We start from the raw sequence: 25,896 nt of genomic DNA, 5'->3' as shown, positions 1-25,896 counted from the left end.
CGATCCGCCTTTCCCTATCCCGTCCTGCAATCGTTCTCGTCAGCCGTTGAATGAACCTTGCGGATAGAGGCAAGGCGATCTACATTATTTTCTGAATTTATCTACATGGAGCGACCATGCCGATCAACGTCAACAATCCGGAAGCGGACGCGCTCACGCGCAAGTTTGCCCATATGGCTGGCGTCAGTATTACCGACGCGATCGTGATTGCCATGAAGGAGGCGATCGAGCGCCGCCGTCACGCGGAGACCCCGCTGCAGACCGCCGCCCGGCTGCGCGAGCAGCACGGTGTCGTGCTCAGCGCTGCTGCCAGGCAGCCGCTTCCGCGCGAAGCCTATGACGAATTGTGGGAAAGCTGATGTTCGTTGATGCCTGCGCCATCATCGCGCTTCTCTCCGACGAGCCGGAAGCCGAGCGCGTTTCCGATGCGATCGCGTCGGCGAAGGCCGCCTTCACGTCCCCGGTTGCCGTACTTGAGGCCGTGCTCGGCCTTGCCCGCCCCGACAAGTTTGGCCTTGCAGTGACGGACGTGGAACCGATCGTCATCGAGTTCCTCGACGAGCGCGGAATCGAAATCCGCGATCTGCCGCCTGCGGACGCGACGACCCGGATCGCTCTTTCCGCCGCGCATCGTTACCGCGCGGGCCGCCGGGGCCTCAATCTCGGTGATTGCCTTCATTACGCATGCGCCAAATATTACAATGTGCCCATTCTGGCCACGGCAGATGAGTTCAGACAGACAGACATCGACACCGTACCCTGACCCGGTCAGCCATGCCGGCTGGTTCCGGGCGAAGGTGCAGGAGGCTCTGGAAGATTCCCGGGCGGACACCCCCGACGAACAGGCCGAAGCACATTTCGCCGAGCGGCGTCTAAGGGCGCGTTTCAGCATCGCCGGTCCTCCCTTGTAAGCCCTTCTGATCGGACCGAAGCGGCTGGCAGGAGCAGGGAATGAGTCCTGCCTCGACGGGGAGATCTGGTGTGGCCGATAGAGGCTTGCCCCGCGCCTGGTCGTTTCAAAGCGTTCCCCTCCATTCCGCAGGGGTCTGCGTCCGATGATCTGCGGCAAATCCAGCGTCGCCCGCTTGCCCGACAATACGCGCCCGGTGCAGGAGCCGCCGTGCGCTCGGCGCCCGATCAGTGCATTCGCCATCAACACGATGCTGATGGGGGCGTCGGTGAGGGATCGACGGAATCGGCGGGCCGTGCAGACGGCAGCCGTTGTGAGTTTGATGCCATCACTGCGGTCGCCGTCGGAGATCGCCGATGAAACGCGGGCCATGATCCAGATCCCTTCCCGTTTGAAGCATAGGCCACACCCACGCAGACCTCGATGGATCTGGTGTGACCGAAGGACGACTTCGTCTCAATCGCCATCCCGCAACGGCCGCTTGCTGCTTTCTTCCCCTGCGCACTGCGTTCGCATTCCTCGCGATGCCCAAGAAAGCCGCTCCCTGCCGTCCTCCACTCCGTTCCGGCCCAGAAGGGGTGCGGCGTCGATCGCCCCCGGTCCTTACACCGCCATCAAGGCCGCGACAGGCGCGGCCCGAATAAACCGGAAAAGGAACAGATCATGGCAGTCATCGGCGAATTCACCACCAACGGCAACAACTCCATCATCGGCAACGTCCGCACTCTCACCGTCAGCATGAAGGCCCGCCTGAACCCGATCGAGCGCGTCTCGCGCGACGCCCCGGACTTCCGCATCACCGCCGGCAACGGGGTCGAGGTCGGCGCGGGCTGGAAGGCCGTCTCCAACGACGGCGAGGAATACATCTCGGTCAAGCTGGACGATCCGAGCTTCAACGCCCCGATCACCGCGGCGCTTTGGCCGAGCGAGAAGGAGGGGGAATACGCTCTCATCTGGAACCGCCCGAAGCGGGAGGCCTGATCGCCACCCCAGGGAGCTCCGCCATCAGGCGGGGCTCTCCTTCTTATGCCGCATGAGGAAGCCGGTCGTGGGCATCGAGCCCGCGTCCGGCTTTTCGGGTGCGATACGGTGAGGTGGGATCTGCTCAGATCGCCGGAGGATGCCATGGCGGACCAAAGGCGTCGAGGACGAGCAGTGCCCCCAAAATGCTCGCGCATTTCGGCTCCCCCACTCGCCGCCTCCGGCGGTCGCGTTCCGCGATCCTGGACTCCTCCGCTCCGCCATGACGCGCGGCGTCGTCTTTCACAAACATCAAGGAGACGACGATGACGATTTCTCTCGAAATGCAAATCGAGGAACTGAAAGCTGAGCTCAAGGCCGTTCTGGACGCGAGCGAGCGCCGCCAGATTGCGGCGGAGCTGGAGCTTGTGCTGGCCGAGCTTGCCGTCGTTGAAGCCGAACAGGACGGCCGCATCAGCGGGGAGCCTCCTTTCTAGGAGACTTCCATAGGGCTGCTGATCTCAGCAGCCCATTCGCCTCAGCCGTTCAGTGCGTCCTTGACCGCCTTGCCCGGCGTGAACGTCAGCTTCTTCGAAGCGGCGATCTTGATCGTCGCACCTGTCGCGGGATTGCGGCCCTCGCGCTCCGGGGTCTCCTTGACCTTGAACTTGCCGAAGGATGGAATCGACGTTTCCGCGCCGCTCTTTGCTGCCTCGGCGATCTGGCTGAACACGCTTTCGACGATGGCCTTGGCCTGTGCCTTGCTCAGGTTCTGCTCAGCGGCAATCTTGTCGGCGATTTCGTTGGTGGTGGTCATAAAGGACAATCTCCGCTGCTCATGGATGTCCTTCAGGTATGACGATGAAGGTGCGGCGCCGATAGACGCGCGAATGCTGGAAGTGCTGCCACATGCGAGAAAACCACAGGAAACAGAAGGCTTGGGATGTTCAAGGTCGGCTATTTGGCACGGTGAGCGTCGCGATAGCCCCGCTTTCGTTTCGTGCGCTCCAGGCGCGTCAGCACCGTGTTCGCCTCTTCCTGGCTGTCGAAGGTTTCCATCATCGTCTGGCCGGAAGATCCGATCCGGCCCCAGTTGCGGATGACAGAGGCGCCTCCAAATAGGGTCGGCTGGATCGCGAGCATATAGAAGCGCCGCATGTTCTGGCCTGCGTCAATCCGGTGAAGCTGAACCGGGCCTGTTTTCTCGTTTTGCATGCCCGGATTCTCGCGTCTTCCGGAACCGGCGTCCAACGACTTCCGTGAATCGATTCAGTGTCATTGATTCAAGCTGCTGATGGGTTCACTTTCGAAGAAAGGAGGGGGAGCGGGCGAGGAGGCTTTGCCCCACGGCTCTATGCGCTAAAGCGCACCGAACCCGCCACGCGGTTTCGTCCCATGCGGGTTGCGATCCTCTCGCGGTGCGACCGGTCGCGGGCGCCAAGCCACTCCTGTTCGAGCACGGCACTCATCTCTTCTTCTCGCTTTCGCGATGAAACCTGTTCTGCCCGACGCACGCCATCATATCCTCACGCCGGAACCAGATGGCGCGACCGCATCTCAGCGGCGGATTGCCTGATGTGAAAACGATCTGTTCGTCGCTGCGCATGCGTAGCACCTCATGCGGCATGATCAGCGGCCGGCGGCTGAGTTGTTTGGATCGAGACCGTGACGATCCCTTCATTCCGGTGGAGCGGTTCGTCTGATCAACCTCGACCGTGGTGTCGCCGCAGCGCTTCGAGATGTAGTCCGCCGTATCCGGATCGTTGATCGCCGCGAACGAGATCCACGAGGCGGATTCAAACCATTTGCTCGTCGCGTCACGGCCGCCATAGGCCTCGCGCATCTGGCCGATCGACTGGAAGATCATGGTGAGCGTGATGCCGTATTTCCGGCCGGCGTCCCGCGCCGTTTCGAGGATGCGGAGGTAGCCGAGGCGGGCGACTTCGTCGAGCAGGAACAGCGTGCGTCCTTTGACCTCGCCATTGCGGTTATAAATGGCGTTCATCAGCGAGCCGATCACCACACGCGCCAGTCCCGGATGCGCTTCGAGCACCTTGAGGTCGAGGGCGATGAACACGTCCGTTCCGCCTTCCGCGAGATCGTCGGTCGAGAAACTGTCGCCGGACACGAGGGCCGCATAGTTCATGTAGGAGAGCCAGTGGGTTTCCTTGACTGCATTGGCGTGGACGCCGGAAAACGTCTCCGGCGTCATATTGACGAACACCGCAACGTTCTCCTTCACGAAGTCGGACCCTGACTGCTCGTGGATGCGCGTCAGCCGCTCGCGCAGCTTTGGCTCCGGTTCGGAAAGGTTCGCCCGGACACGGCGCAGCGTTTGATCCTTCTCGTCCGTATGGCCGGACAGGCAGACGTCGGCGATCAGCGCCGTCAGGAGCTGCATGGCGGACGCGCGGAAGAAGTCGTCGCGGGCCGACGCTGTCCGCGCGTTGTCGGTCATGATCCAGGTCGCCACCGCGACGAGGTCCTCTTCCTTCGTGCCACCGAACTTTCCGATCCAGTCGAGCGCGTTGAAGCCCGTGCTATGGGAAGCCGGGTCGAGTACGATTACCTTTCGGCCGGCCTTGCGCCGATGATCGGCGACCATCGGTGCGACCTCACTCGACGGGTCGAGCACGACCAGGCCGCCGCCCCATTTGAGCGCGGTCGGGATCGTCACCGAGGTCGTCTTGAAGCCGCCGGAGCCGGCGAAGACGATGCCATGCGACGAACCGAACGAGCCGTCGAAGCAGAGCAGCGGAGACTTGCCGCCCGCACCCCAGCTTGGCGCCTCGCTGGCCCGGAACGGCATGGCCGCCACACTGTCCCTGTCGACACGATAACGCTCACCAATGACGATGCCGCCGCTCTCCGGAAACAGTTTCGTGGCATCAGGTAACTTCATCCAGTCGGCCTCGCCATGGATTGCCCGCTGGCCATGGATGCGCCGAGGGGCCGGCTTCGTGAACGCGGCATTTCCTCTGAGCCCGACCCGCAGCGCGAAGACGCCGGCGAAGAATGCGGTGGCTGCGCCGAGCATCGTCGCCGGATCGGCATAGGCGAGGACCGACTGTCCTGCCGGAACGCTGGAGACGATGCCGAGAAGTCGGATCGTTTCGCGCATCATGGCGATGACGATCACCATTCCGCTTCCGGCAAGAGTGCCCCATCCGGCACCCTTGATATTCGCCGATCCGTTGGCGGCGAACAGGAACATCACGCCGATTGCGGCGGCCGCAATATAGGGCAGAGCAAGCCCAACGCGCCAGAACATCAGCTTCGTCTGCGGCGTCGATCCGAACGCCGCCAGCCATTGCTCGATGCCGGGCATGACGATCGCGGCCGTGATCATCGTCGCGGCCGGAATGACGACGAGAAAGAGCTTATTCGCCGTCATTGCCAAAGGCCTCCGCGCCGATTGCGGTGAGGCGCGATCGCTCCGCATCGTCGTCTTTGATGCGCCGGCTCGCGTCGATCAGCAGTCCAAGCAGCAGCGCCCGTTTCTCGTAGCGCAGGCCGGCCTTGACGATCAGCCCGCCGAGCTCAATTTTCTCGCGCGTGTCCTTCTTTCGCGCATCGGTCGTCATCGTCCGGGCCATCCGCTCATGCCTCGCCAGCGCTGCCCTGGCCCGCGCCAGTTCCGACCGTCGTGGACGAAGCGCCGATGCTTCCGCCGCCGGCATCCTTCTTGTCCGTCGCCACGCGCGTTGTTGCCCCTTGGCCTCCGCGAAAGTGTTTGGCGATATTCTCGAACGCCACTTGCAATGCGGTCTCGTCGATCTCGATTTCGCCGAGACCGGCTCTCAGCGCGATCCGGCCGATGCGCTCGGCCTCGCGCGTCTCCGCCTGCTTCAGCTGATCCTGCAGCTTGGCGATTTCTTCCCTGATCTTCGACGACGGTCTCTTCATTCCGGTGGCACTCCTTGTCTGTCCTGGCACTGCGTTCGCAAGGCCAAGACTCCTCCGGATGCGCCTTCGGGGAAACATGCAGATTTGCACGTCGGCAAAGCCGACACTTTGGAGGATCATCCCGCCGTTCCGAAGGAGCGGTTCCAAGGGCGCAATTATACGTCGCTGACGCGACGCCTTGCCCAGAGGCCCAACCTGGCCTGGCCGCTCCCGACGAACGAGGTTCGAACCGGGAGTTTCTTGCGCCGTGGCCATCGCCCACTTCTCAGCCAGCATCGTCAGCCGCGGCGACGGCCGCAGCGCGGTGTTGTCTGCGGCCTATCGGCACTGCGCGAAGATGGAATATGAGCGCGAAGCCCGCACCATCGACTACACCCGAAAGCGGGGGCTGCTGCACGAGGAATTTGTACTTCCGGCCGATGCCCCGAAATGGGCGCGGATGCTGATCGCCGACCGTTCCATTTCCCGGGCCGCGGAAGTCTTCTGGAACAAGGTCGAGGCGTTCGAGAAGCGATCCGACGCCCAGCTCGCCCGCGACCTGACCATCGCCCTGCCGCTGGAACTCACGCCCGAGCAGAACATCGCGCTCGTGCGAGACTTCGTCGAAAAGCACATCCTCGCCAAGGGCATGGTCGCGGACTGGGTCATCCATGACAATCCCGGCAATCCGCATATCCACCTGATGACGACATTGCGTCCGCTGACCGAGGATAGCTTCGGGGCGAAGAAGGTACCGGTCATCGGCGAAGACGGCCAACCGCTGCGCACTAAGGCCGGCAAAGTCGTCTATGAACTTTGGGCCGGTTCGACCGATGACTTCAATATCCTGCGCGATGGATGGTTTGAGCGGCAGAACCATCATCTGGCGCTGAACGGCGTCGATCTTCGCATCGATGGCCGCTCCTACGAAAAGCAGGGCATCGACCTTGAGCCCACCATCCACCTCGGCGTCGGCGCCAAGGCGATCGAGCGAAAGGCGGAAAGCCAAGGCGTCCGTCCTGAGCTCGAACGGCTGGAGCTGAACGAGGCGCGCCGGACCGAAAATGCCCGTCGTATCATGCGGCGTCCGGAGATCGTTCTCGACCTCATCACGCGCGAGAGGAGCGTGTTCGACGAAGCTGATATCGCCAAGGTGCTGCACCGCTATGTCGACGACTACGGCGTCTTCCAGCAGCTGCTGGCGCGCATCATGCAGAGCCCGGAATTGCTGCGCCTTCAGCGCGATACCATCGACTTTGCGACCGGCGAGCGTGTGCAGGCTCGCTATACCACGCGCGAACTGATCCGGCTCGAGGCAGGTATGGCACGTCAGGCGACCTGGCTCTCAGGTCGGAAGACGACTGGCGTTTCTGAGACGCCGCTGGAGGCGGTCTTCTCACGCCATACGCGGCTCTCGGGCGAGCAGAAGACGGCGATCGAGCATGTCGCGGGCTCGGCGCGGATCGCAGCCGTCGTCGGCCGCGCCGGCGCCGGCAAGACCACGATGATGAAGGCGGCCCGCGAGGCGTGGGAGCTTGCCGGATACCGCGTGGTCGGCGCGGCACTTGCCGGCAAGGCCGCCGAGGGGCTCGAGAAGGAAGCCGGCATTCAGAGCCGCACGCTCGCCTCCTGGGAGCTGCGCTGGAAACAGCAGCGCGACATGCTGGACGCAAAGACGGTGTTCGTCATGGACGAGGCGGGCATGGTCGCCTCGAAGCAGATGGCCGGCTTCGTCGATGCCGTCGTCAGGGCCGGCGCCAAGATCGTCCTCATCGGCGACCCCGAACAGCTTCAGCCGATCGAGGCGGGTGCTGCCTTCCGCGCCATCGTCGACCGCATCGGCTACGCCGAACTGGAGACGATCTATCGCCAGCGCGAGGACTGGATGCGGCATGCCTCGCTCGATCTCGCGCGTGGGCATATCGACCAGGCGCTTCTTGCCTATCGCACCCGTGGCCATGTCATCGGCGAGAGGCTGAAGGCGGAAGCCGTCGAGAGCCTGATCGCATCGTGGAACCACGACTTCGATCCGAAGAAGTCGATGCTGATCCTGGCGCATCTGCGCCGCGACGTGCACATGCTGAATGAGCTGGCCCGCGCAAAACTGGTCGAACGCGGCATTGTCGGGGCAGGGCATGCGTTCCGGACCGCCGACGGCACGCGCCACTTCGATGCCGGCGACCAGATCGTCTTCCTGAAAAACGAGGGATCGCTCGGCGTCAAGAACGGCATGATCGGTCATGTCATCGAGGCCGCGCCGAACCGCATCGTTGTAATCGTCGGCGAGGGCGATCAGCGGCGCCAGGTGACGGTCGAGCAGCGGTTCTACAGCAATCTCGATCACGGCTACGCCACGACGATCCACAAGTCGCAAGGCGCGACCGTCGACCGGGTGAAGGTGCTGGCTTCGCTGTCGCTCGACCGCCACCTCACCTATGTCGCGATGACCCGTCATCGCGAGGATCTGCAGGTTTATTTCGGGCGCCGGTCGTTTGATTTGAGCGGCGGGTTGACCAAGGTCCTGTCGCGGAAAAACGCGAAGGAGACCACGCTCGACTACGAGCGGGGCACGCTCTACCGGCAGGCGCTTCGTTTCGCCGAGAACCGCGGCCTGCACATCGCCCAGGTCGCGCGCACGCTGCTGCGCGACCAACTCGACTGGACGCTGCGCCAGAAGAACAGGCTCGCCGATCTCACCGACCGTCTTCGGGCGCTCGGCGAACGTCTCGGCTTGCGGCAATCCTCGACAACACAAGCGAAGAAGGAGGCGAAACCTATGGTCGCCGGCGTCACGTTATTCCCATCGTCCGTTCAGGACACGGTCGCTGAGAGGCTCGATACCGACCCGGCGTTGAGGAAGCAGTGGGAGGACGTTTCCGTCCGCTTCCGCTATGTCTTCGCTGATCCGGAAGCGGCCTTCCGGGCAATGAACTTCGACGCAGTTCTCGCCGACAAACAAGCGGCCAATCAGACGCTACAGAAACTTGCCACCGAGCCGGCGTCGATCGGGCCACTCAAGGGCAAGACCGGCATGCTCGCCAGCAAGACGGATCGTGAGGCGCGCCGTGTGGCCGAGGTCAACGTGCCGGCGCTGAAGCGTGACCTCGAACGCTATCTCCAGATGCGCGAAAGCGCGACACAGCGCATGGCGGCGGCCGAGCAGGCGCTGCGTCAGCGCGTGTCGATCGACATTCCGGCGCTGTCGCCGGCGGCCCGCGCGGTGCTCGAGCGGGTGCGCGACGCGATCGACCGAAACGATCTTCCGGCCGCACTGGCCTATGCGCTCAGCAACCGCGAGACCAAACTCGAAATCGACGGGTTCAACAAGGCCGTCACGGAGAGGTTCGGCGAACGCACGCTGCTCACCAATGCAGCCCGCGAGCCTGCCGGTCTGCTCTTCGAGAAGCTCGCCGACGGTCTACAGCCAAAGGAGCGCGAAGAGCTCAAGCAAGCCTGGCCGATCATGCGGACGGCGCAGCAGCTCGCCGCACATGAACGGACGGTGGAAACATTGAAGCAGGCGGAGGAATTGCGTCAAACCCAGCGTCAGAGCCCGGTGATGAAGCAGTGACCGGCCGTCATGTGAACATGCTGCTTGGTGCGGCTTCGATGATCATGGCTGGTGTCACGATAGCCGGGCTGATCGGCGGATACAGGCTGAACCTGACGCCGAGCGAGCCGCTCGGGCTCTGGCGGATCGAGAGGCTCGACCGTCCCGTCGCAGCCGGAGATCTGGTCTTCATCTGCCCGCCGGCGAACCCACTGTTCGAGAAAGCGCGCCGGCGCGGCTATCTTCGCCGAGGTCTCTGTGCCGGTGGCTTTGCGCCGCTCATCAAGACCGTCGCCGCACTTCCCGGCCAGCATGTCGAGATCGGCGATCACGTCGTCATCGATGGCCGTTCGCTCGACCTATCCGCTGTCCTGAAGACGGACGGCGAGGGCAGGGCGATCGCGCCCTATCCCGGCGGTGTCGTGCCATCCGGACACCTCTTTCTCCACTCTTCCTTTGCGAGCTCCTATGACTCCCGATATTTCGGCCCAATCCCCGCTGCGGCCCTGCTCGGCCTTGCCCGCCCGGTCATCATCTTCGATCCATGATCCCACCGGTCAGCGTCGGCGATCCTCTTTGCTCATCATCGCCGCAGTGGCCTGCGGCTGGCTCGGCTGGAGCGGCAATGTGCTGGCCCTACCGGTGGCAACGCTCTTTCCGGCGCTCTGGACGATGGCGCCCTCGCGCCTTGTCGCTGCGCTGGTGTCGACAGGCTATTTCCTCGCCGCCTCACGCGGCCTGCCGCAGGGCGTCGCGAATTTCTATTCCTCCGATCTCTGGCCCGGGTTGCTGCTTTGGACGGGCGCCTCCTTCTCATTCGTCGCCGTGCATGCGGCGGCCTGGACACTGCCGGTTAGGGAGCGGTCTGGGAAGGGGCATCCGGGAAATGGACGGGCGCTGCGCTATCTGGTGGCGGCGGTGCTCACGGGGTTGCCGCCCTTCGGCATCACCGGATGGGCGCATCCGCTGACGTCAGCCGGCGTCCTGTTTCCGGGATGGGGATGGTGGGGGCTTATCGCGACGGCAGCCGGCCTTCTCGTCATGACGACGCGAGTTTGGCCGGCTGCGGCCATCGCCCTGGGAGGGGTCTGGCTCTGGTCCACTGCCACGTGGACGGACCCGAAATTACCGGAAGGCTGGGAAGCCGTCGACCTCGAACAGGGCCAGATGCTCGGCCGTGATGGATCGCTCGAGTATCACCGTGACCTGATCGCAACGGTGCGCGAGGCGGCCAAGGGAACCCGCGTCGTCGTCCTTCCCGAAAGTGCGCTCGACTTCTGGACGCCGACGGTCGCGCGCCTCTGGCAGGACGCAATACGGGATCTCGACATCACCGTCATCGCCGGCGCCGCAGTCGTCGACGCCAAGGGCTATGACAATGTCATGGTCGTGGTTTCGGCCGCGGAGGTGAGGATCATCTATCGCGAACGCATGCCCGTTCCGGTCTCCATGTGGCAGCCGTGGCTTGCCTGGACAGGGCAAAGCGGCGGCGCTCGTGCCCATTTCTTCGAGAACCCGGCCGCTGAACTCGACGGTATCAGGATCGCACCGCTGATCTGCTACGAGCAACTCATCCTTTGGCCGGTGGTGCAGTCGATGCTGCAGAGTCCCGGCATTATCGTCGCGACAGGCAACGGCTGGTGGACCAAGGGCACGTCCATCGTCGCCATCCAGCAGGCGAGCACCGTCGCCTGGGCGAAGCTCTTCGATCTGCCCGTCGTCATGGCCTTCAACACGTGAGAAAGGAAAACCGGGATGGTCGATTCCGCCCTCATCCAGCAATGCGCAGATCCCGGCCTGAAGCCGGCGATCGTGGAACAGTTCATCGAGCGGGCAGGATCGCAGGATCCGCTTGCCGTGACCGTCCGATCCGGAAACCGCGTCGTTCTTGTGCCGAAACCGACGACGCCAGACGAGGCCATGGAGCTGATCCGCCAGAACATCGGCCGCAACAGCCTACGGGTCGGGATCACGCAGTATCCGGCCGGTCTCGGCATCATGGAGGCGGGCGAGCTCAAGCTGGACATCGTCGACGCCTGCGCCAATCTGAAAATGGGCACGGCCCTGTTCGCCAAGGTCTATCGCATCGTCATGAAGTGGTACGGCAACCCCACCGACAAGGAAGCCCTGCCGCAGGTGTTCGACGACGCCATCATCGCCTGGCAGAGCGGATACTTCGAGGGGACAGCGGTGTTCCGGGCGCCGGACCCTGGTGAAGTCCAGGTGCCTGAACCTGACAAGGAGGAGCCCACGAGCAATGCTACCCAGCCGTCGGCAGATTCTGCCGAGGAAGCCGTGAGCGATCCCGTCAGGGATGAGGCCCGCGATGGCGATCCAAACAAGGCCGGCATCCGTGTCAATCTCTCCGGAATTGGTGCTGAATGACGTTGATGCTCGCGACATTCACCGCACGACTTGCTTGATCATGTGCATGTTTGCACTGGCGAATTCAGCTTCCGCCCTCTATAAGGGCGGATAGGGCAGTACGCGCTGCCCCGAGGTGTGGAAACCTCTATCTGGCGGTTGGTGCTGGCCGTTGCAGCACCAGAATCCTCTGACCGATTGGCCGGGGGCCTGTGACGTATGTCCAGGTGCTCCGGTACTAAAGGTCGCAGGACTGTCCAGGTACAGTTTCCAACCCCCGGCTTGGGATCAGGGATTAACGTTTGCGGGGGCGCACCGCGGACAAGCCGGAGACGAAATCGAATGGTATCGGAGTCCACATCGTCAGAAGAAAAAATGGAGATCCGAGCTGCAGTCGGGCTGACGCAGGGTCTCTCCAAGCCTGACCTTGAGAGCCTGACCGTGGACGCCATCCGAATCCACCGACGTTTGGTCGGGGAGGCAGACCAGCTTTTCCAGAACCTTCCCGACGACTACAAATCCGGTAAGGCAACCGGTGGCACTCAGCATCTCAGTTACATCCAGGCTTGCATGGAAATGCACGCGCAGATGTATGTGGTGAACACGCTGGTCACCATCCTTGGCTATATTCCGAAAGTATCAGTGAACTGAGGCTCAGATCAGCTTTCTGCGAATGGCGACGGCGGTCAGATGGGTCAGTGTGTGCACGTCGAAGCGCTTCTTCGTTTCGGCGATCTTGACGCGCACGCTATTGTATTTAACGCCCTCGAGGTCCGCGGCTTCTTCCATCGTCTTGCCGACGGCGATCCAGCTCAGATAGGCGGCCCCTTTGGGATCGAGAGCAATCGGTTCCTCGACACTTGGGGCTGGTTCAGAGAGGGCGATGCGGGCATGAAGCTGCGCGACAGCGGACGCGGCCTCGACAGGGTCGATCTCGCGGTCCAAGTCGATTACCGGCTTCTCCGAGGCAAGCGTGAATATCGCGAGGGAGCCGTATGCGGCTTTGATGGGGATTGTAATGCCGGACCGAATCCCGAAGTCGGCCGCATGCGCGTAGAAGGAGCGTTCGGCCTTGGAGGGTCTTGACGTCTGGTGTTCGCCGCTCCAGGTGAAGGTCCGCTTCAGGGATTTCGCGCGTCGAACGACGGGATCAATTGCAAGATAGCCTCGCGCGAAATAGTCGGATTGAAACTCTTGGCGATAATTGGAGATTGCGACGGAGCGCCCCGGCTGGAGGTTGAGATAGGCATACCCTGCGAACCCAATCTGCTCGGTAAAGGTTGCGAGGGCGAGTTTAAGGATGCCTTCATCTCCAGGGATTGCGGCGAGATCGGTCAACTTGTCCAGCCAGTATTGCATTCAGAACTCCATCATCGATCGTCAGGGGGCAGAGGTCAAATTATTCCTCTGCGGATAGAGCGCCGTAGTGCCGCAGTTTGGCACCTTCAGCTGAACCGTAGGCGGTGAACTACGCCTGACGCTTTCTATGTAACTGGGCGATCCACCACCGATCAACGAAAAAACATACGACAGAAGTGCTTCCAGACAGCCTCAAGCGATAGCGCATGAGCTTCATGTTTGGAGTTCCCGACAGCGCCCATCCCATTTCACGGTGAGGGTCGAGATCTTTAGCAGGCATTCACCGAGTAGAAACAGTTCAGGCTGATTGCCGTGGTGGTTCCACCCTGTTGTCGGGTGGAGCCACCTGGGCTAGACGTTGCTACATCAATCCTTCTATTTGCGCCCGGTTTGTGCGGTGTTTGTCTCTGTGTTAGCGGGAATGTGGCTACAATTCGCGCCCGGCAGCGCGGCAGCGGCAGCCCCAAGCGGCAGTAGGGCTGCGAGGTCCATGCCGGTTTCCACGCCACAGTTCTGGAACAGACGCACGATATCCTCGGTGGCAACGTTGCCGCTGGCGCCCGGCGCATAGGGACAGCCGCCGAGTCCTCCGATCGCCGAGTCGAAGATGCGCACGCCGCGTTCGTAGGCCGCCCGCACATTCATCCAGCCGTGGCCGTAGGTGTCATGTGCATGCATCGCCCAGGTCGAGACCTCGGGAAAGGCTGTCATTACAGAATCGAACAGCGCCGCAACCTGATCCGGCGTGCCGCGGCCGGTGGTGTCGCAGAGGCAAACCTCGGCATCTGGGCGCACCTCGAGCGCGCGGCCCAGAAGGTCGAGCACCGCCGTAGCGGGGGTCATGCCCTCGAACGGGCAATGGAAAGCGGTGGCAAGGTTGAGCCGCATGCGGATCCCCGCCGGCGCCTCGGCCACAAGCCGGGCGTAGTCGGCCAAGGCCTCGTTCGGTCCGACGCGCACGTTCGACCGGCTGTGGCTTTCCGAAACCGAGATGACATAGGACAGGAAACGCGCCCCGGCCTCGATCGCCTTGTGGCCGTAGCGGGCATTGGGGACCAGGACCTGCGGCAGAACGGCGCCCTGCGCCAGAACATTGGCCAGCACCTCGGCCGCATCGGCGAGCTGCGGAATGGCGCGCGGGCTGACGAACGAGGTGATCTCCATTCGCCGCACCCCTGCGGCCGCAAGGCCGCGGATCATGGCGATCTTGGTTTCGGTCGGTATGAAGGGACCAATGTTCTGGAACCCGTCGCGCGGACCGACCTCGACGATCTGGACAGAAGTCATGCAATCACTCCCTTCTTCTGAAGCTGCTCGATCTCGGCCGCGGTGTAGCCGGCGATGTCGGCGAGAACCGCTTCGGTATCCTGTCCGACCTCCGGGCCGGTGCTGCGGATCGTGCCGGGAGAGTCGGGAAAATGCGGCACGATGCCGGGGTGAAGCAGTGTGCCATGGCGCGGATCGCTGACTTCGCGGACCATGCCGCGTGCACGGAACTGCGAATCCCCGGCGATGTCGGCGGCGGAGTAGATCAGGGTCGAGGGGATGTCAGCCCCGGCCAGAACTTCTGCCAGGCGCTTGGCGTCGAAGGTGCAGGACCAGGCGGAGATCGCCGCGTCGATCAATTCGACATGCTCGAGGCGACCGGCATTGTTTTTCAGTGCCGGGTCTGCAGCCAGATCGCCGCGCCCGATCAGTGCCATCAACCGCTGGAACAGCAGATCGGAATTTGCGGCAATGATGACCCAGCGACCATCCTTCGACGGATAGGCATTGGTCGGTGCCGCCGAAGCGATGCGGGCGCCGACGGGCTGGCGGACTAGACCGAGGGCGCCGTATTCCGTAACCACCCCTTCCATGAGCGACAGAACGGCCTCGGTCAGCGCGACGTCGATGGTGCAAATGTCGTCATCGGGCTGGCCCTGCGATGCCAGAGCGCTGCGGCGGACGAGTCCGGCAAGAACCCCGATCACCGCATAGAGACCGGCGATCGAATCGCCGATGCTTATACCGACGCGCGGCGGCGGCAGGCCGGTGGTGCCAGGAGGATGGTCTGTCAGGTGGCGCAGCCCGCCGATCGCTTCGCCGATGACGCCGAAAGCCGCGCGGTCGCGGGCCGGACCTGTCTGTCCGTAGCCGGAGACATGGGCAACGACTAGACCGGGCCGCAGTTCTTGCAACCGCCTACGATCGAAACCGAGCCGCGCCAGACCGCCTGGGCGCTGGTTCTCGATCAGCGCGTCTGACCGGGCAATGATCCTTGCCACGGCCTCGATCCCCTCGGGTTGCTTAAGGTCGACCACCACCGATCGCTTGTTGCGGCCATGAACGCTCCACCACAGCGAGGCGCCGCTGGATTGTGCCCCCCAGCCGCGGACAGGATCGCCCCCGGGTGGCTCGATCTTGATGATCTCGGCCCCGAGATCGCCAAGAATACGGCTGGCAAACGGAGCGGCGATGAAATGGCCGATCTCGACAATGCGGATGCCGGAAAGCGGCGGTGTGGCTTCGTGTCTGGTGGACATCTGTCTTCCTCGCGATTTTCCGGCGGCATAAGTGCCGCTGGAAAAAGGTCCTTGTCTTTCATGGTGGCTCCAGCGCGTGCCGGCCTTCGATCAGCCGAGCGGACGCCCGGCGCTGTGGCGGCCCACCGCCGCGACGATGCCGTCCGCGTCGATGCCGAAGTGCCGGTAGAGATCGGCGATCCTGCCTGTCTGGCCGAAACGCTCGACCCCGAGGGGTGCGGTCCGGTGCCCGCGTACGGCGCCAAGCCATCCCAGGGTCATCGGATGTCCATCGATCACCGTGACGATCAGGCAGTGCGGCGGCAGACCGGCAAGCAGTCGATCGGCCTGCGACACGCCGTCAGGGGCATGACGTGCTGCCGTCCAGCCGGCGTGAAGCCGGTCGGCCGAAGTAACCGCCAGCACGCCCACGTCGCGCCGCGCTCCGGCGATGCGCCCTGCCGCCCGGATTGCCTCGGGCGCGACCACACCCTGGTAGGCGATCACCACCTCGGCATTCGGGCCTGGCTCGCGCAGCCAGTAGGCCCCGTCGATCACTCCCTGCGCGAACCCCGGATTCGGGCGGCGCAAGGGCTGCTCGACTGGCCGGGTGGAGAGCCGAAGATAGACCGACCCGCCAGCGGCATCGGCAAGCCCGGTGCGCGGATCGGGATCCTGTTCGCCGTCGCGCTGGAGATAGTCGAAGGACCAGCCCATGATGATGGCAAGTTCGTCCAGGAAGGCGGGCTCGAATGCGGCGAGACCGTCCTGCGACATGCCGATCAGCGGAGAGCCGATGGACTGGTGTGCGCCGCCTTCGGGGGCAAGCGTTATGCCCGAAGGTGTGCCTACTAACATGAAGCGCGAATCCTGATAACAGGCGTAGTTCAGCGCATCGAGGCCGCGCGCAACGAACGGGTCATAGACCGTGCCGATCGGGATCAGCCGTTCGCCGAACAGGCTGTGCGACAGGCCCGCTGCGCCGAGCAAGAGCATCAGATTCATTTCGGCGATGCCAAGTTCGATGTGCTGTCCCCCGGGCGTGAAGGCCCATTTTTGTGTCGAGGGAATGCGTTCGTCGCGGAACGTGTCGGCCTTGGTGGTCCGCGCGAAAAGTCCGCGCCGATTGACCCAGCCGCCGAGATTGGTCGATACCGTGACATCGGGAGATGTGGTGACGATCCTGTCCGCCAGCGGTCCGCCGAGGCGCGCGATCTCGTCCAAGATCTTGCCGAAGCCAGCCTGGGTCGAGAGGATCCGGTCCGTGGGAGCAATCGTCGCCGGAACCGGAAGTTGCGGCGCGGTAAAGCGGCGTCGCCCCTCGCTGAAGAACGGCACGCGCGACAGGAAGTTGCGAAGTCCGGCCTCGTCGGCGACGGCGGCGAAGGGTTCCCATTCGGCGCCTTCGGGTATCGCCATCGTCTGCTGAAACTGGGCCATCTGCCCGACTGTCATCAACCCGGCGTGATTGTCTTTGTGGCCTGCAAGCGGCGTGCCCCAGCCCTTGACTGTATAGGCTAAGAACACCGTCGGCTGTTCGCCCGTCGTGGCGTCGAAGGCCTCGCACAGGCTGGCAAGGCAATGGCCGCCGAGGTTTTCCATCAGCGCGGCGAGCTCCGCGTCACTGCGCGACTCGATCAGCGCCGAGGCCGGACCCTGGTCGTCGAGATCCTCCATCAGCCGCCGGCGCCATGCGGCCCCGCCCTGGAAGGTCAGCGCCGAATAAAGCGCGTTCGGGCAGGCGTCGATCCAGCCGCGAAGCTTCTCGCCGCCGGGTTCGGCGAAGGCTTCCCGTTGCAGGGCCCCGTATTTCAGCCGCACCACCCGCCAGCCGAAGGCTGCGAAACTCGCCTCGATCCGCGCGAAAAGCCCCTCGCGCACCACGCCATCAAGGCTCTGACGGTTGTAGTCGATCACCCACCAGACGTTGCGCAGATCATGCTTCCAGCCTTCCTGCAGCGCCTCGTAGATATTGCCCTCGTCCAGTTCCGCATCACCGATCAACGCCACCATGCGGCCCAGCGGAGCGGCCCGGCCATGGCCCTGAAGATAGTCCTGCACCAGGCTGGCAAAGATCGGCATGGCGGCCCCGAGCCCGACCGAGCCGGTCGAGAAATCCACGTCGTCCATATCCTTGGTCCGCGAGGGATAGCTTTGCACCCCGCCATATCCACGGAAGTTCTCCAGCCTGTCGCGGGTCTGGTTGCCCATAAGATACTGGATCGCGTGGAAGACCGGTCCGGCATGCGGCTTCACCGCCACCCGGTCCCCGGGACGCAGGGCATGGAAATAGAGCGCGGTCAGGATCGCGGCCATCGATGCCGACGACGCCTGGTGCCCCCCAACCTTAACGTCTCGCTCGTCCTTTTTGCGCAGGTGATTGGCATGGTGGATCGTCCAGCAGGAGAGCCAAAGAAGTCGCTGGTGCAATGTTTCCAGATGCGAAAGATCCCCGGCGCGCTGCAGCAGGCCGGCAGCAGGAGAGGTCGAAGTCACTTCGGGTGCTATGGTCATGAGGTCACACTGCATCGGGTTGGTTCATCGGCGCGGCATCGCGGAAGGCAGGCAGGGCATCGAGAGCGTCGAAGATCCGCTTGATCGTGGGCCAGCGGTTGGTATCAATCGCAAAGCGCCGGTTGTTCCAGACCTGGGCGTAGAGGCAGCAGTCGGCAAGACCGGGCCTGTCGCCATGGCAATATGTGCCGGTGTGGCAGTCCTGCGCCAGCATGATTTCGAGCGGATCGAACGTGGTCTCGACCCAGTGGACGAACCAAAGCTTCTGCGCGGCTTCGTCGGCGCCGAACTGTTCGGCTAGTCGGTTGAGCACCCGCAGGTTGTTGAGCGGATGGATTTCGCATGCGATCATGTAAGAAAGCGCCCGCACCCTGGCCCGTCCAGCGGCATCTTTCGGAAGGAGCGATGGCCCGGCATGGGTTTCGTCAAGCCATTCGATGATCGCCAGGGATTGCACGAGCGCCGTTCCATCCTCGAGTTCCAGCACCGGCACGAGACCGGCGGGATTCATTGCCAGATAGCGGGGTGCCCGCGTTTCGCCCTTGCGGAGCGCATAGGCAACATACTCGGTCGCAAGCCCTTTTAGGTTCAGCGCGGCCCGCAGGCGCGTCGAGGTGGAGGACCGGAAGAAGTTGTGCAGGCGCATGGTCATCTCAGTTGCTCCTCATGCCCGTGGCCCGATCGTCGTGACAATCTGGCCGAGACCGTCGATCGAGACCACGCAGACATCGCCGACCTGCATTGCTCCCACGCCTGCGGGCGTGCCGGTCATCACCAGGTCGCCTGGGCGGATTTCCATCGAGTGCGACAGGATCGACACGATCTCGGGCACCGACCAAATCAGGTCCGCAAGATCCGCGTGCTGCCTCACGGTGCCGTTGATCGTCAGTCTGATCGCGCCGTGGTCGGGATGGCCGACTTCCGCAACCGGGTAGATCGGGCCGATCACGGCAGAACGGTCAAAGGCCTTGCCCCAGTCCCAGGGCCGACCCGTCTCGCGCGCGGCAAGTTGCAGGTCGCGCCGCGTCAGGTCGTTCCCGACAGCATATCCGAAGATATGATCCAGCGCCCGATCCTCGGGAATGTCAGAGCCAGCATTGCCGATGGCAACCACCAGTTCCGCTTCATAGTGGAAGTTCTTCGTTTCGGGCGGATAGGCGACGGTCTGCCCGTCCTCGACGATGGCATCCGCCGGCTTGGTGAAGAAGAAGGGCGGATCGCGATCCGGGTCTTTGCCCATCTCGCGCGCGTGTTCTGCATAGTTGCGTCCGACGCAGAAGATGCGCCGCACGGGAAAACGTGCGTTGGTTCCGGCGACCGGCAAGCTGGGAATGGGCAGCGGTGGGAAGCAGTAGTTCATCGGTGGTCTCACCTTTTCACAGGGTTGCATCTCAAGATTCATGCTCGGGGCGAGCCGACTGTGGCGATGTGGCGGACATCCTGCGCAGGAGCCATAGCACCGCCAGCATCCCCAGCCCGATCCCGTAGGCGGCGGCAACCGGAAGCCCGCCCAGTGGCAGCGGCATCAGCAGCAGCGCGCCGCTCAGCACTAGAAGCATGCGCCGGACGCCTTCGATAGGTCCGCCAAACCAGCCGGCGAGCGCGGCAGATATCGCGTAGACCCCGCTCATCGCCGCACCTGCGGCCGTGACGATCTCCAATGCGCTGCCTTGCATCATAAGCGGTGGTGACACCACGAAAAGGAACGGCACGATATATGCCGTCCAGCCCAGCCGCATCGCCACGAGCGAAGTCTGCATCGGCGGTGCCTTCGCAAGGGCGGCCGCGAAGAAGGCACCGATGGCGATCGGGGGCGTAACCATCGACATCATGCCGAGGTAGAAGATGAAGAAATGGGCTGCGACCGGCGAGACTCCGGCCTCGACAAGCGGCGGGGCAAGCAGAACCGCCAGCAGAAGGTAGACCGCGACCGTCGGCATGCCCATTCCGAGAACCAGGCTGGCGACCGCTGTCAGAACCAGAAGAAGCAGGAGGTTGCCCTGGCCTATCTCTGCCAGCGCGAAGGTGCCGGCAAAGCCCAGGCCGGTGACGTTGAGAACGCCGATGATGAACCCGGCGGCCGCCGAAATCATCAGGATGTCGGTCATCGCGAAGCCGGTCTCCACCAGCGATTGCCAGATCGCGCGCAGAGCGATTCGTTGACCGCCATAGCCGTAGGCCGCGCCGCAGATCATGGCCGCGCCGGTTGCCCAGAGCGCCGCGGTTTCCGGTCGCTGGCCCAGCCAGAACAATGCGACCACCATGACAACGAACGGCAGGATGAAGATGCCTCCGCGGCGCAGCGTTCGACCCGCGGATGGAATCTCGTCATCGAGCAGGGGGGCAATGCCGGACGCGGCTGCCTCGAGATCGACCTGGAAATAGAGCGCCAGATAGTAGAGCGCGGCGGGGATGACGGCGGCAAGCGCGATCTCTGCATACGGAACCTGAAGGAAATCGGCCATCAGGAAGGCGACTGCGCCCATGACCGGAGGAGCGATCTGGCCTCCGGTAGATGCCACGGCTTCCACCGCCGCGGCCATCGTTGGCCGATAGCCCGTCCGGGTCATCAGCCGAATAGTGACGACCCCGGTCGCCACGATGTTGGAGACCACCACCCCGGATATCGTGCCGAACAGGGCGGATGCGAGAATGGAGATCTTGGCCGCCGCGCCCCGGCGACGACCCAGTGCCGCGAGGGAAATGTCATTGAAGAACTCGGCGCCGCCCGCTCGCATGAGGATCTGCCCGAACAGCACGAATGCGACCACGACACTTACGGCCACGTTGAGCGTGAGGCCCAGCATGCCATTGGCGTCGAAGGCGACATAAGTCAGAAGCTGCTCGGGCGCCACATGCCGGGTTTGCAGGGAACCGGGCACCATATGGCCGATCAGCCCGTATCCGGCAATGCCAAGCACCACCAGCACCAGCGCCCAGCCGACGACCCGGCGCAGACCCTCGATCACCAGAAGGAACAGGACTGCGGCGATTGCCACTACGTCGAACGAAGCCGACATAGCCCGACCGATCAGATCGACGTATCGAAAGGAAACGTACAGAGATGTCCCCAATCCAAGCGCGGCCAGCACCCAGTCCAACAGTTGTCCCTGAACCGCCCGCTCGGCGCCGTCGCTGCCGCGGCGCTCGATCAGGAAGACCAGCCCGAGACCGACGCCGAGAGCCGCCGCAAGCACCTGCTCGGTGTAGATGTAAAGGCCGAGACGGCTGGGCATGTCCAGCGCGAAGGCAATGGCGATGAGTGTCAGAGCGACTGCCAGCCCCTGTACGACAACAGGACGGGCAGCCATTGGCCGGAAGCGGTTTGTCTGTGTCATCTCGGAGTTCCCATTGGACGAGTTGTCGCGATGCGGGAGCGCGGCAGGGCGCTGGCCTTTGTCTGTCTCGCCCGCCGCAACTATCCCGTTAGTTTGCCGGCGTCTTGGCCACGCCACGCTCGGCGAAGAATTCCTCGGCACCCGCATGGTATTCCACACCGGGGTAGTCCACATATGCGGTTTCGAGGTTCAGCGCGGCGAGGGGCGGATAGGCCGCCATAATCGCGTCGCGGCTGTCGAACAGCGCGGCCAGAAGCGCCTTGACTCGTTCGTCGGGAACATGCGCGCCGACCACCAGCACATTGTCCCAGGTGAGCATCATGATTGGCTTCTCGACGCCGACCCGAACCGGCGCGGGCGTGACTTCCGTGAAATAGTAGGTCGGCCGATGCTTGCGCACCGCTGCTAAGGCCGCCTCGCCCGAGGCAACTTCCAGGAAGCGGACCCCGCCGACTGAGGCGCCGACTTCGGCCACCTTCGGCCCGCCCACCGCGAAAAAGGCAGCATCCGTCTGCCCCGAAACAAGCGCGTCGGCTCCGCGGATGAGTTCGGGCATCGGCACGCCGACCACTTCGTCATAGCTGATCCCGTCGGCCTCGAGCAGCGCGCTCACCAGTGGGCGGTTGAGCGGAAACGCCTCCCAACCGGAGGGCACACGCATACCCTTGAGGTCGGACACGCGAATCATTTTCGAGTCGGCTCGCACGAAAAGCCCGACCGGGAAGGGATTGATCCGGGCCACGACCCGCAGGTTCGGCATCGGCGCCGAATATTCGCCGGACCCGTCGACTGCGGTGATCACATCGTTGATATCATTCAGCGAATACTCGGCCAGCGCGTCGTTGACGGCCTGCATCATCTGGCTGTTGCCGCCATAGGGCTGAACAACCAGCCTGCCACCGTCGGCCTTGCGGGCCTCGGCGGCGATGACCGACGCCATGGTGTTCCATACAGAACCGGCGGGCGGGGTCGCAATCGCCTCAACCTGCGCAGAAGCATTGCCTGACACCAGACACGCAAAAATTGCGACCGTCGAAAGTCGTGCCGAAAACAGCTTGCTCATTTTCATCCTCCCTTTGTTGTCGATGCGCTGGTCTGGATCTTACCTCCCTGCCAGTCCGGCAAAAGAATGTTATCCAGATTTCAGAAAATTGAAAGCATGCTTTTTTTTATTGCCGAGATTTTCAGAATGCGATAACAAGCTGTGGAGCTTGGGGATCGCGGAGGGGCTGTTTGGTCCCAGGCCAATTTTTGTTCCAACGGGAGGAAGTTCAAATGAATGCCAGTGTGCAGGGCGCTTTGCGCTCATACTCCGACGCCGAAATTCTCGGGATGATTGACGAGAAAGCCGGAGTCTACAATCCGAAGATCTACACGGACGAATCGCTCTACAAGCTTGAACTGGAGCGCATCTTCGCCCGCACCTGGGTCTGCATGGGCCATGAGTCGCAGATTGCCAAGCCGGGTGACTTCATCACGGCCTACATCGGCGAGGATCCTGTCGTCGTGTCGCGGCAGAAGGATGGAAGCATTCGCGTGTTCCTGAACCAGTGTCGGCATCGCGGTATGCGCATCTGCCGCGCCGACTCTGGCAATGCGAAGGCGTTCACCTGCACCTACCATGGCTGGGCCTACAACCAGGGCGGCGAACTTGTCAGTGTCCCGATGGAGCAGGAAGCCTTCGGTGGCTGCCTGAACAAGAAGGAGTGGGGCCCGAAGCAGGCGCGGGTCGACACCTACAAGGGTCTGATCTTCGCGAACTGGGATGCTGAAGCTCCATCGCTTGACGAGTATCTGGGCGAGGCCAAATTCTACATGGACATCATGCTCGACCGCTGCGAGGGCGGCACAGAGGCGGTGCCCGGCATCCAGAAGTGGGTCATCCCCTGCAACTGGAAGTTCGCTGCCGAGCAGTTTGCGTCGGATGCCTACCACGCCGGCACGACCTCACATCTGTCCGGCATCATGGCGGGCGTGCCGGACGACGTGGATCTGTCGCAGGTCGCACCGCCGACCACGGGGCTGAACGTCCACATGTCGAACGGCCACGGCTGCGGCCTGTTCTTGCGCAACCCGATGTTCTATATGACGATCCTCGGGCCGAAAGTGACCGAATACCTGACTGCCGGACCGGCCTATGAGGAAGCGACGCGCCGCCTGGGCAAGTCGCGGACCGATGTACACTTGTGTCACTGCAACATTTTCCCGAATCTGTCGTTCCTGGCAGGAATCAACACGGTCCGCATGTGGCAGCCACGCGGCCCCAACGAGATCGAGGTCTGGACCTTCACCGTGGTGGACAAGACCGCCCCGGCCGAGATCAAGGAAGAATGGAGCCGCAACGTTTCGCGCACCTTCTCGGCAGGTGGCGTGTTCGAGCAGGACGATGGCGAAAACTGGTGCGACATCCAGCAGGTGCTGAAGGGGCACGTCGCCCAGCAGCAGAAGTTCAACATCGAGATGGCCTCTCACACGATTACGACCGAGAATCCCGAGGGCTTTCCTGGGATCAGCTTCGCGTACACCTATGGTGAGGAATCGGCACGCGGAATGTATCGCTACTGGACGCAGATCATGACAGCCCCGGACTGGCCCTCCATCCGCGAGATCAAGCCGCTTCCGGTTGCGGCGGAATAACGCTCCACTGGCGGCGACAGTTCGCTGACTAGTCAGATAGTCAGCCGGAATGCCCGGCAGGCACCATAATGCATTGGGAGGAAACCATGCTCGATACTACCTTCAAAACCGCCTTTGAGCGCAAGCCGAAGACCGTTTCCCTTGAGCTTCAGCACGAGGTCGAACAATTCCTGTACTGGGAGACTAAGCTGCTGACGGATCGCCGTTACGAGGAATGGTTCGGCCTTCTCGCTTCGGATCTGCGCTATTGGATGCCGATACGCTCGACCAGGATCATGCGCGAAGTCGCTCAGGAATACACCGACGAGAACGGCTTCGCCCATTTTGACGACAACTGGCACACGATGAAGGGCCGGATCAAGAAGATCATGTCGGATGTGGGCTGGTCCGAGAACCCGGCCTCGCGTCTGCGGTATCTGGTCGGCAACGTGATGATCGTACCCGAGAGCGACAACGAGCTGAATGTCGTTTCCGCGATGATGATCTACCGCACGCGGCAGGAGCGTCAGCTGGACGTGTTCGCTTGCGAGCGCCACGATGTGCTGCGTCGCGTCGACAGCGAGGCCGGTTTCGAGATTGCGAGCCGTAAGGTTCTGGTGGATCAGAGCACGATCCTGTCGAACAACCTCAGCTTCTTCTTCTGATAGGGGGAAAAATGGCGTGGACAAAAGCTTTCCCTTCGGCAGACCTGCCGGAGGGAGAAATGAAACAATTTGCCGGGGCGGCAGAGCCGATCCTGATCTGCAAGCTGGGCGGCAAGGTGCACGCTGTTCAGGATACCTGCACGCACGACACCTGGTCGCTAGCAGATGGCTTTCTGGAGGACGGGATCGTCGAGTGCAGCCTTCACTTCGCAAAGTTCTGTGTAAGAACTGGTCAAGTTAAGGCGCTTCCTGCCTGTGACGCCCTCAAGGTCTTCCCAGCAAAAATCGAGAACGACTTTATCTACATCGACTGCTGATACAGAATTACGAAAGCAAAGGGAGGAAAAGCAATGCAACTCAAGGATCAAGTCGCGCTCGTGACGGGCGGCGGGTCAGGTCTTGGTCGGGCCATTGTCGAGCGATACGTGGAAGAGGGTGCACACGTCGCAATCTTCGATCGTTCGCACGAACGCATCGAAGAAGTTACGCGGGCGCTTGGCGGCAAGGTCATTGGCATCGCCGGCGACGTGCGCGAGATGGCCGACAACAAGCGGGCAGTGGTTGAATGTGTGAAGGCTTTTGGCAAACTTGATACCCTGGTCGGCAATGCCGGCGTCTGGGACTGGTCGAAATCGCTGGTGTCCACAGCGGACGATGCACTCGTCAGCGCCTTTGACGAGATGTTCGCGATCAACGTCAAAGGTTACGTCCTTGCTGCCAAGGCGGCGTTGCCCGAGCTGTACAAATCCAAGGGGCAGATGATCTTCACCGCCTCGAATGCATCGTTCTATCCTGGTGGCGGCGGCGTTCTCTACACCGCGACGAAACATGCCGTGGTCGGTATGATCAAGCAGATGGCGCACGAGTTCGCGCCTCATGTGCGGGTTAACGGCGTCGCCCCTGGCGGTATCGGCGGCAGCAACCTTGCCGGCATCGGTGCCCTTGGCCAGGCGGGACAGAAGTTCTCGGAGCTGCCGCTGAACGACCTGATGAAGCAGATGCTGCCGCTCGAGCGAGCGTTCCACGCTCGGGAATATGCCGGTGCATATGTGTTCTTCGCAAACCGCAAGGACAACCAGCCGGGAACCGGCGGCGTGCTGAACTTCGATGGCGGTATCGGCATGCGTGGCTTCGCGTCCGCAAACATGGGCGCCGAACTGGTCGAAGCCTTCGGCAACGCCTGAATCGGCCGGGGCAGTTTCGAACTCTGTTACCGGATCGAACCTGCTTC

At 62.9% G+C, this 25,896-nt stretch carries 26 protein-coding genes; 13 read left to right on the top strand and 13 right to left on the bottom strand.

Features of this window, described 5'->3' with window-relative positions:
- Window positions 1-116: 116 nt before the first annotated feature.
- The 4 genes from ACQKP1_RS24485 to ACQKP1_RS24470 all read left to right on the top strand — a co-directional run bounded on the left by ACQKP1_RS24485 (window position 117) and on the right by ACQKP1_RS24470 (window position 2,367).
- Window positions 117-359: a type II toxin-antitoxin system VapB family antitoxin gene (locus ACQKP1_RS24485; protein ID WP_427277344.1), complete on the top strand. Its 243-nt coding sequence runs from the start codon at window positions 117-119 to the stop codon at window positions 357-359.
- A complete protein-coding gene (locus tag ACQKP1_RS24480) occupies window positions 359-763 on the top strand; it encodes a type II toxin-antitoxin system VapC family toxin (RefSeq protein ID WP_427277343.1) in 405 nt (134 codons plus the stop codon). The genes ACQKP1_RS24485 and ACQKP1_RS24480 overlap by 1 nt, the downstream gene beginning before the upstream one ends.
- 810 nt (window positions 764-1,573) lie before the next feature.
- On the top strand, window positions 1,574-1,891 hold the full coding sequence (locus ACQKP1_RS24475) for a DUF736 domain-containing protein (RefSeq protein WP_064334949.1): 318 nt from the start codon (window positions 1,574-1,576) through the stop codon (window positions 1,889-1,891).
- A gap of 305 nt (window positions 1,892-2,196) precedes the next feature.
- The gene (locus tag ACQKP1_RS24470) at window positions 2,197-2,367 is read left to right on the top strand and encodes a hypothetical protein (protein ID WP_427277342.1); all 171 of its coding nucleotides are present in this window, start codon (window positions 2,197-2,199) and stop codon (window positions 2,365-2,367) included.
- A gap of 41 nt (window positions 2,368-2,408) precedes the next feature.
- Here the strand turns inward: ACQKP1_RS24470 and ACQKP1_RS24465 are convergent, their stop codons facing one another.
- From ACQKP1_RS24465 to traC, 5 genes are all read right to left on the bottom strand, one after another.
- Window positions 2,409-2,687: an HU family DNA-binding protein gene (locus ACQKP1_RS24465; protein ID WP_427277341.1), complete on the bottom strand. Its 279-nt coding sequence runs from the start codon at window positions 2,685-2,687 to the stop codon at window positions 2,409-2,411.
- 140 nt (window positions 2,688-2,827) lie between these two features.
- Window positions 2,828-3,085 (bottom strand): WGR domain-containing protein, encoded by a 258-nt coding sequence (locus ACQKP1_RS24460; RefSeq protein ID WP_427277340.1) that lies wholly within the window; start codon window positions 3,083-3,085, stop codon window positions 2,828-2,830.
- Between the two features lie 250 nt (window positions 3,086-3,335).
- The gene (gene traG / locus ACQKP1_RS24455) at window positions 3,336-5,264 is read right to left on the bottom strand and encodes a Ti-type conjugative transfer system protein TraG (protein WP_427277339.1); all 1,929 of its coding nucleotides are present in this window, start codon (window positions 5,262-5,264) and stop codon (window positions 3,336-3,338) included.
- Window positions 5,251-5,466, bottom strand: a complete 216-nt coding sequence (gene traD / locus ACQKP1_RS24450) for a type IV conjugative transfer system coupling protein TraD (protein ID WP_427277338.1) — start codon at window positions 5,464-5,466, stop codon at window positions 5,251-5,253. Before traD ends, traG begins: the two co-directional genes overlap by 14 nt.
- A gap of 4 nt (window positions 5,467-5,470) precedes the next feature.
- Complete coding sequence (gene traC, locus ACQKP1_RS24445; protein ID WP_427277337.1) at window positions 5,471-5,776, bottom strand: conjugal transfer protein TraC; 306 nt, start codon at window positions 5,774-5,776, stop codon at window positions 5,471-5,473.
- 247 nt (window positions 5,777-6,023) lie between these two features.
- On the opposite strand from traC, the gene traA reads away from it, so the two are divergent.
- The 5 genes from traA to ACQKP1_RS24420 all read left to right on the top strand — a co-directional run bounded on the left by traA (window position 6,024) and on the right by ACQKP1_RS24420 (window position 12,320).
- Window positions 6,024-9,326, top strand: coding sequence for a Ti-type conjugative transfer relaxase TraA (traA, locus tag ACQKP1_RS24440; protein ID WP_427277336.1), 3,303 nt, complete (start codon window positions 6,024-6,026; stop codon window positions 9,324-9,326).
- Between the two features lie 17 nt (window positions 9,327-9,343).
- The gene (gene traF, locus ACQKP1_RS24435; RefSeq protein ID WP_427277358.1) at window positions 9,344-9,853 is read left to right on the top strand and encodes a conjugative transfer signal peptidase TraF; all 510 of its coding nucleotides are present in this window, start codon (window positions 9,344-9,346) and stop codon (window positions 9,851-9,853) included.
- Between the two features lie 28 nt (window positions 9,854-9,881).
- Complete coding sequence (locus ACQKP1_RS24430) at window positions 9,882-11,045, top strand: conjugal transfer protein TraB (protein WP_427277335.1); 1,164 nt, start codon at window positions 9,882-9,884, stop codon at window positions 11,043-11,045.
- 15 nt (window positions 11,046-11,060) lie between these two features.
- The gene (locus ACQKP1_RS24425) at window positions 11,061-11,690 is read left to right on the top strand and encodes a TraH family protein (protein WP_427277334.1); all 630 of its coding nucleotides are present in this window, start codon (window positions 11,061-11,063) and stop codon (window positions 11,688-11,690) included.
- A 321-nt stretch (window positions 11,691-12,011) separates the two neighbouring features.
- Window positions 12,012-12,320: a transcriptional repressor TraM gene (locus ACQKP1_RS24420; protein WP_427277333.1), complete on the top strand. Its 309-nt coding sequence runs from the start codon at window positions 12,012-12,014 to the stop codon at window positions 12,318-12,320.
- A gap of 3 nt (window positions 12,321-12,323) precedes the next feature.
- Here the strand turns inward: ACQKP1_RS24420 and traR are convergent, their stop codons facing one another.
- The 8 genes from traR to ACQKP1_RS24380 form a co-directional block, all read right to left on the bottom strand.
- Complete coding sequence (gene traR / locus ACQKP1_RS24415) at window positions 12,324-13,028, bottom strand: autoinducer-binding transcriptional regulator TraR (protein ID WP_427277332.1); 705 nt, start codon at window positions 13,026-13,028, stop codon at window positions 12,324-12,326.
- A 375-nt stretch (window positions 13,029-13,403) separates the two neighbouring features.
- A complete protein-coding gene (locus tag ACQKP1_RS24410; RefSeq protein ID WP_147180947.1) occupies window positions 13,404-14,315 on the bottom strand; it encodes a hydroxymethylglutaryl-CoA lyase in 912 nt (303 codons plus the stop codon).
- Window positions 14,312-15,553, bottom strand: a complete 1,242-nt coding sequence (locus tag ACQKP1_RS24405; protein WP_427277331.1) for a CaiB/BaiF CoA transferase family protein — start codon at window positions 15,551-15,553, stop codon at window positions 14,312-14,314. The genes ACQKP1_RS24410 and ACQKP1_RS24405 overlap by 4 nt, the downstream gene beginning before the upstream one ends.
- A 90-nt stretch (window positions 15,554-15,643) precedes the next feature.
- Entirely contained in the window at window positions 15,644-17,848 is a 2,205-nt protein-coding gene (locus ACQKP1_RS24400) for a transketolase (protein WP_427277330.1), read from the bottom strand.
- A 202-nt stretch (window positions 17,849-18,050) separates the two neighbouring features.
- Window positions 18,051-18,698, bottom strand: coding sequence for a maleylacetoacetate isomerase (gene maiA, locus ACQKP1_RS24395; protein WP_147180950.1), 648 nt, complete (start codon window positions 18,696-18,698; stop codon window positions 18,051-18,053).
- Window positions 18,699-18,710: 12 nt separating this feature from the next.
- On the bottom strand, window positions 18,711-19,406 hold the full coding sequence (locus ACQKP1_RS24390; protein ID WP_147180951.1) for a fumarylacetoacetate hydrolase family protein: 696 nt from the start codon (window positions 19,404-19,406) through the stop codon (window positions 18,711-18,713).
- A gap of 31 nt (window positions 19,407-19,437) precedes the next feature.
- A complete protein-coding gene (locus ACQKP1_RS24385) occupies window positions 19,438-21,384 on the bottom strand; it encodes a TRAP transporter permease (protein WP_147180952.1) in 1,947 nt (648 codons plus the stop codon).
- Window positions 21,385-21,472: 88 nt separating this feature from the next.
- Window positions 21,473-22,447: a TAXI family TRAP transporter solute-binding subunit gene (locus tag ACQKP1_RS24380; protein ID WP_147180953.1), complete on the bottom strand. Its 975-nt coding sequence runs from the start codon at window positions 22,445-22,447 to the stop codon at window positions 21,473-21,475.
- A 212-nt stretch (window positions 22,448-22,659) separates the two neighbouring features.
- Here ACQKP1_RS24380 and ACQKP1_RS24375 point away from each other — a divergent pair, with 212 nt between their 5' ends.
- From ACQKP1_RS24375 to hcaB, 4 genes are all read left to right on the top strand, one after another.
- Window positions 22,660-24,021 (top strand): aromatic ring-hydroxylating dioxygenase subunit alpha, encoded by a 1,362-nt coding sequence (locus ACQKP1_RS24375; protein WP_147180954.1) that lies wholly within the window; start codon window positions 22,660-22,662, stop codon window positions 24,019-24,021.
- 86 nt (window positions 24,022-24,107) lie between these two features.
- Entirely contained in the window at window positions 24,108-24,665 is a 558-nt protein-coding gene (locus ACQKP1_RS24370) for an aromatic-ring-hydroxylating dioxygenase subunit beta (RefSeq protein WP_147180955.1), read from the top strand.
- Between the two features lie 11 nt (window positions 24,666-24,676).
- Window positions 24,677-24,982 (top strand): non-heme iron oxygenase ferredoxin subunit, encoded by a 306-nt coding sequence (locus ACQKP1_RS24365; RefSeq protein ID WP_147180956.1) that lies wholly within the window; start codon window positions 24,677-24,679, stop codon window positions 24,980-24,982.
- A 33-nt stretch (window positions 24,983-25,015) separates the two neighbouring features.
- Window positions 25,016-25,849 (top strand): 3-(cis-5,6-dihydroxycyclohexa-1,3-dien-1-yl)propanoate dehydrogenase, encoded by an 834-nt coding sequence (gene hcaB / locus ACQKP1_RS24360; RefSeq protein ID WP_147180957.1) that lies wholly within the window; start codon window positions 25,016-25,018, stop codon window positions 25,847-25,849.
- Window positions 25,850-25,896: the final 47 nt, after the last annotated feature.

Origin of the sequence: Allorhizobium sp. NPDC080224 (assembly GCF_050281005.1) — a bacterium.
GTDB lineage: Bacteria > Pseudomonadota > Alphaproteobacteria > Rhizobiales > Rhizobiaceae > Allorhizobium.
The sequence above is the reverse complement of the archived record's forward strand: the minus strand, read 5'-3'. Positions and strand labels throughout refer to the sequence as shown.

What these genes read in the sequence shown, in the direction of transcription:
- ACQKP1_RS24365 (WP_147180956.1), top strand. Translation starts at nt 24,677, where the DNA reads ATGGCGTGGACAAAAGCTTTCCCTTCGGCAGACCTGCCGGAGGGAGAA.
- ACQKP1_RS24385 (WP_147180952.1), bottom strand. Translation starts at nt 21,384, where the DNA reads ATGACACAGACAAACCGCTTCCGGCCAATGGCTGCCCGTCCTGTTGTC.
- traG (WP_427277339.1), bottom strand. Translation starts at nt 5,264, where the DNA reads ATGACGGCGAATAAGCTCTTTCTCGTCGTCATTCCGGCCGCGACGATG.
- ACQKP1_RS24460 (WP_427277340.1), bottom strand. Translation starts at nt 3,085, where the DNA reads ATGCAAAACGAGAAAACAGGCCCGGTTCAGCTTCACCGGATTGACGCA.
- hcaB (WP_147180957.1), top strand. Translation starts at nt 25,016, where the DNA reads ATGCAACTCAAGGATCAAGTCGCGCTCGTGACGGGCGGCGGGTCAGGT.
- traC (WP_427277337.1), bottom strand. Translation starts at nt 5,776, where the DNA reads ATGAAGAGACCGTCGTCGAAGATCAGGGAAGAAATCGCCAAGCTGCAG.
- maiA (WP_147180950.1), bottom strand. Translation starts at nt 18,698, where the DNA reads ATGACCATGCGCCTGCACAACTTCTTCCGGTCCTCCACCTCGACGCGC.
- ACQKP1_RS24470 (WP_427277342.1), top strand. Translation starts at nt 2,197, where the DNA reads ATGACGATTTCTCTCGAAATGCAAATCGAGGAACTGAAAGCTGAGCTC.
- traD (WP_427277338.1), bottom strand. Translation starts at nt 5,466, where the DNA reads ATGGCCCGGACGATGACGACCGATGCGCGAAAGAAGGACACGCGCGAG.
- ACQKP1_RS24400 (WP_427277330.1), bottom strand. Translation starts at nt 17,848, where the DNA reads ATGGCCGCGATCCTGACCGCGCTCTATTTCCATGCCCTGCGTCCCGGG.
- ACQKP1_RS24410 (WP_147180947.1), bottom strand. Translation starts at nt 14,315, where the DNA reads ATGACTTCTGTCCAGATCGTCGAGGTCGGTCCGCGCGACGGGTTCCAG.
- traR (WP_427277332.1), bottom strand. Translation starts at nt 13,028, where the DNA reads ATGCAATACTGGCTGGACAAGTTGACCGATCTCGCCGCAATCCCTGGA.
- ACQKP1_RS24375 (WP_147180954.1), top strand. Translation starts at nt 22,660, where the DNA reads ATGAATGCCAGTGTGCAGGGCGCTTTGCGCTCATACTCCGACGCCGAA.
- traF (WP_427277358.1), top strand. Translation starts at nt 9,344, where the DNA reads ATGCTGCTTGGTGCGGCTTCGATGATCATGGCTGGTGTCACGATAGCC.
- ACQKP1_RS24390 (WP_147180951.1), bottom strand. Translation starts at nt 19,406, where the DNA reads ATGAACTACTGCTTCCCACCGCTGCCCATTCCCAGCTTGCCGGTCGCC.
- ACQKP1_RS24475 (WP_064334949.1), top strand. Translation starts at nt 1,574, where the DNA reads ATGGCAGTCATCGGCGAATTCACCACCAACGGCAACAACTCCATCATC.
- ACQKP1_RS24480 (WP_427277343.1), top strand. Translation starts at nt 359, where the DNA reads ATGTTCGTTGATGCCTGCGCCATCATCGCGCTTCTCTCCGACGAGCCG.
- ACQKP1_RS24370 (WP_147180955.1), top strand. Translation starts at nt 24,108, where the DNA reads ATGCTCGATACTACCTTCAAAACCGCCTTTGAGCGCAAGCCGAAGACC.
- ACQKP1_RS24485 (WP_427277344.1), top strand. Translation starts at nt 117, where the DNA reads ATGCCGATCAACGTCAACAATCCGGAAGCGGACGCGCTCACGCGCAAG.
- ACQKP1_RS24420 (WP_427277333.1), top strand. Translation starts at nt 12,012, where the DNA reads ATGGTATCGGAGTCCACATCGTCAGAAGAAAAAATGGAGATCCGAGCT.
- ACQKP1_RS24425 (WP_427277334.1), top strand. Translation starts at nt 11,061, where the DNA reads ATGGTCGATTCCGCCCTCATCCAGCAATGCGCAGATCCCGGCCTGAAG.
- ACQKP1_RS24380 (WP_147180953.1), bottom strand. Translation starts at nt 22,447, where the DNA reads ATGAGCAAGCTGTTTTCGGCACGACTTTCGACGGTCGCAATTTTTGCG.
- ACQKP1_RS24465 (WP_427277341.1), bottom strand. Translation starts at nt 2,687, where the DNA reads ATGACCACCACCAACGAAATCGCCGACAAGATTGCCGCTGAGCAGAAC.
- ACQKP1_RS24405 (WP_427277331.1), bottom strand. Translation starts at nt 15,553, where the DNA reads ATGTCCACCAGACACGAAGCCACACCGCCGCTTTCCGGCATCCGCATT.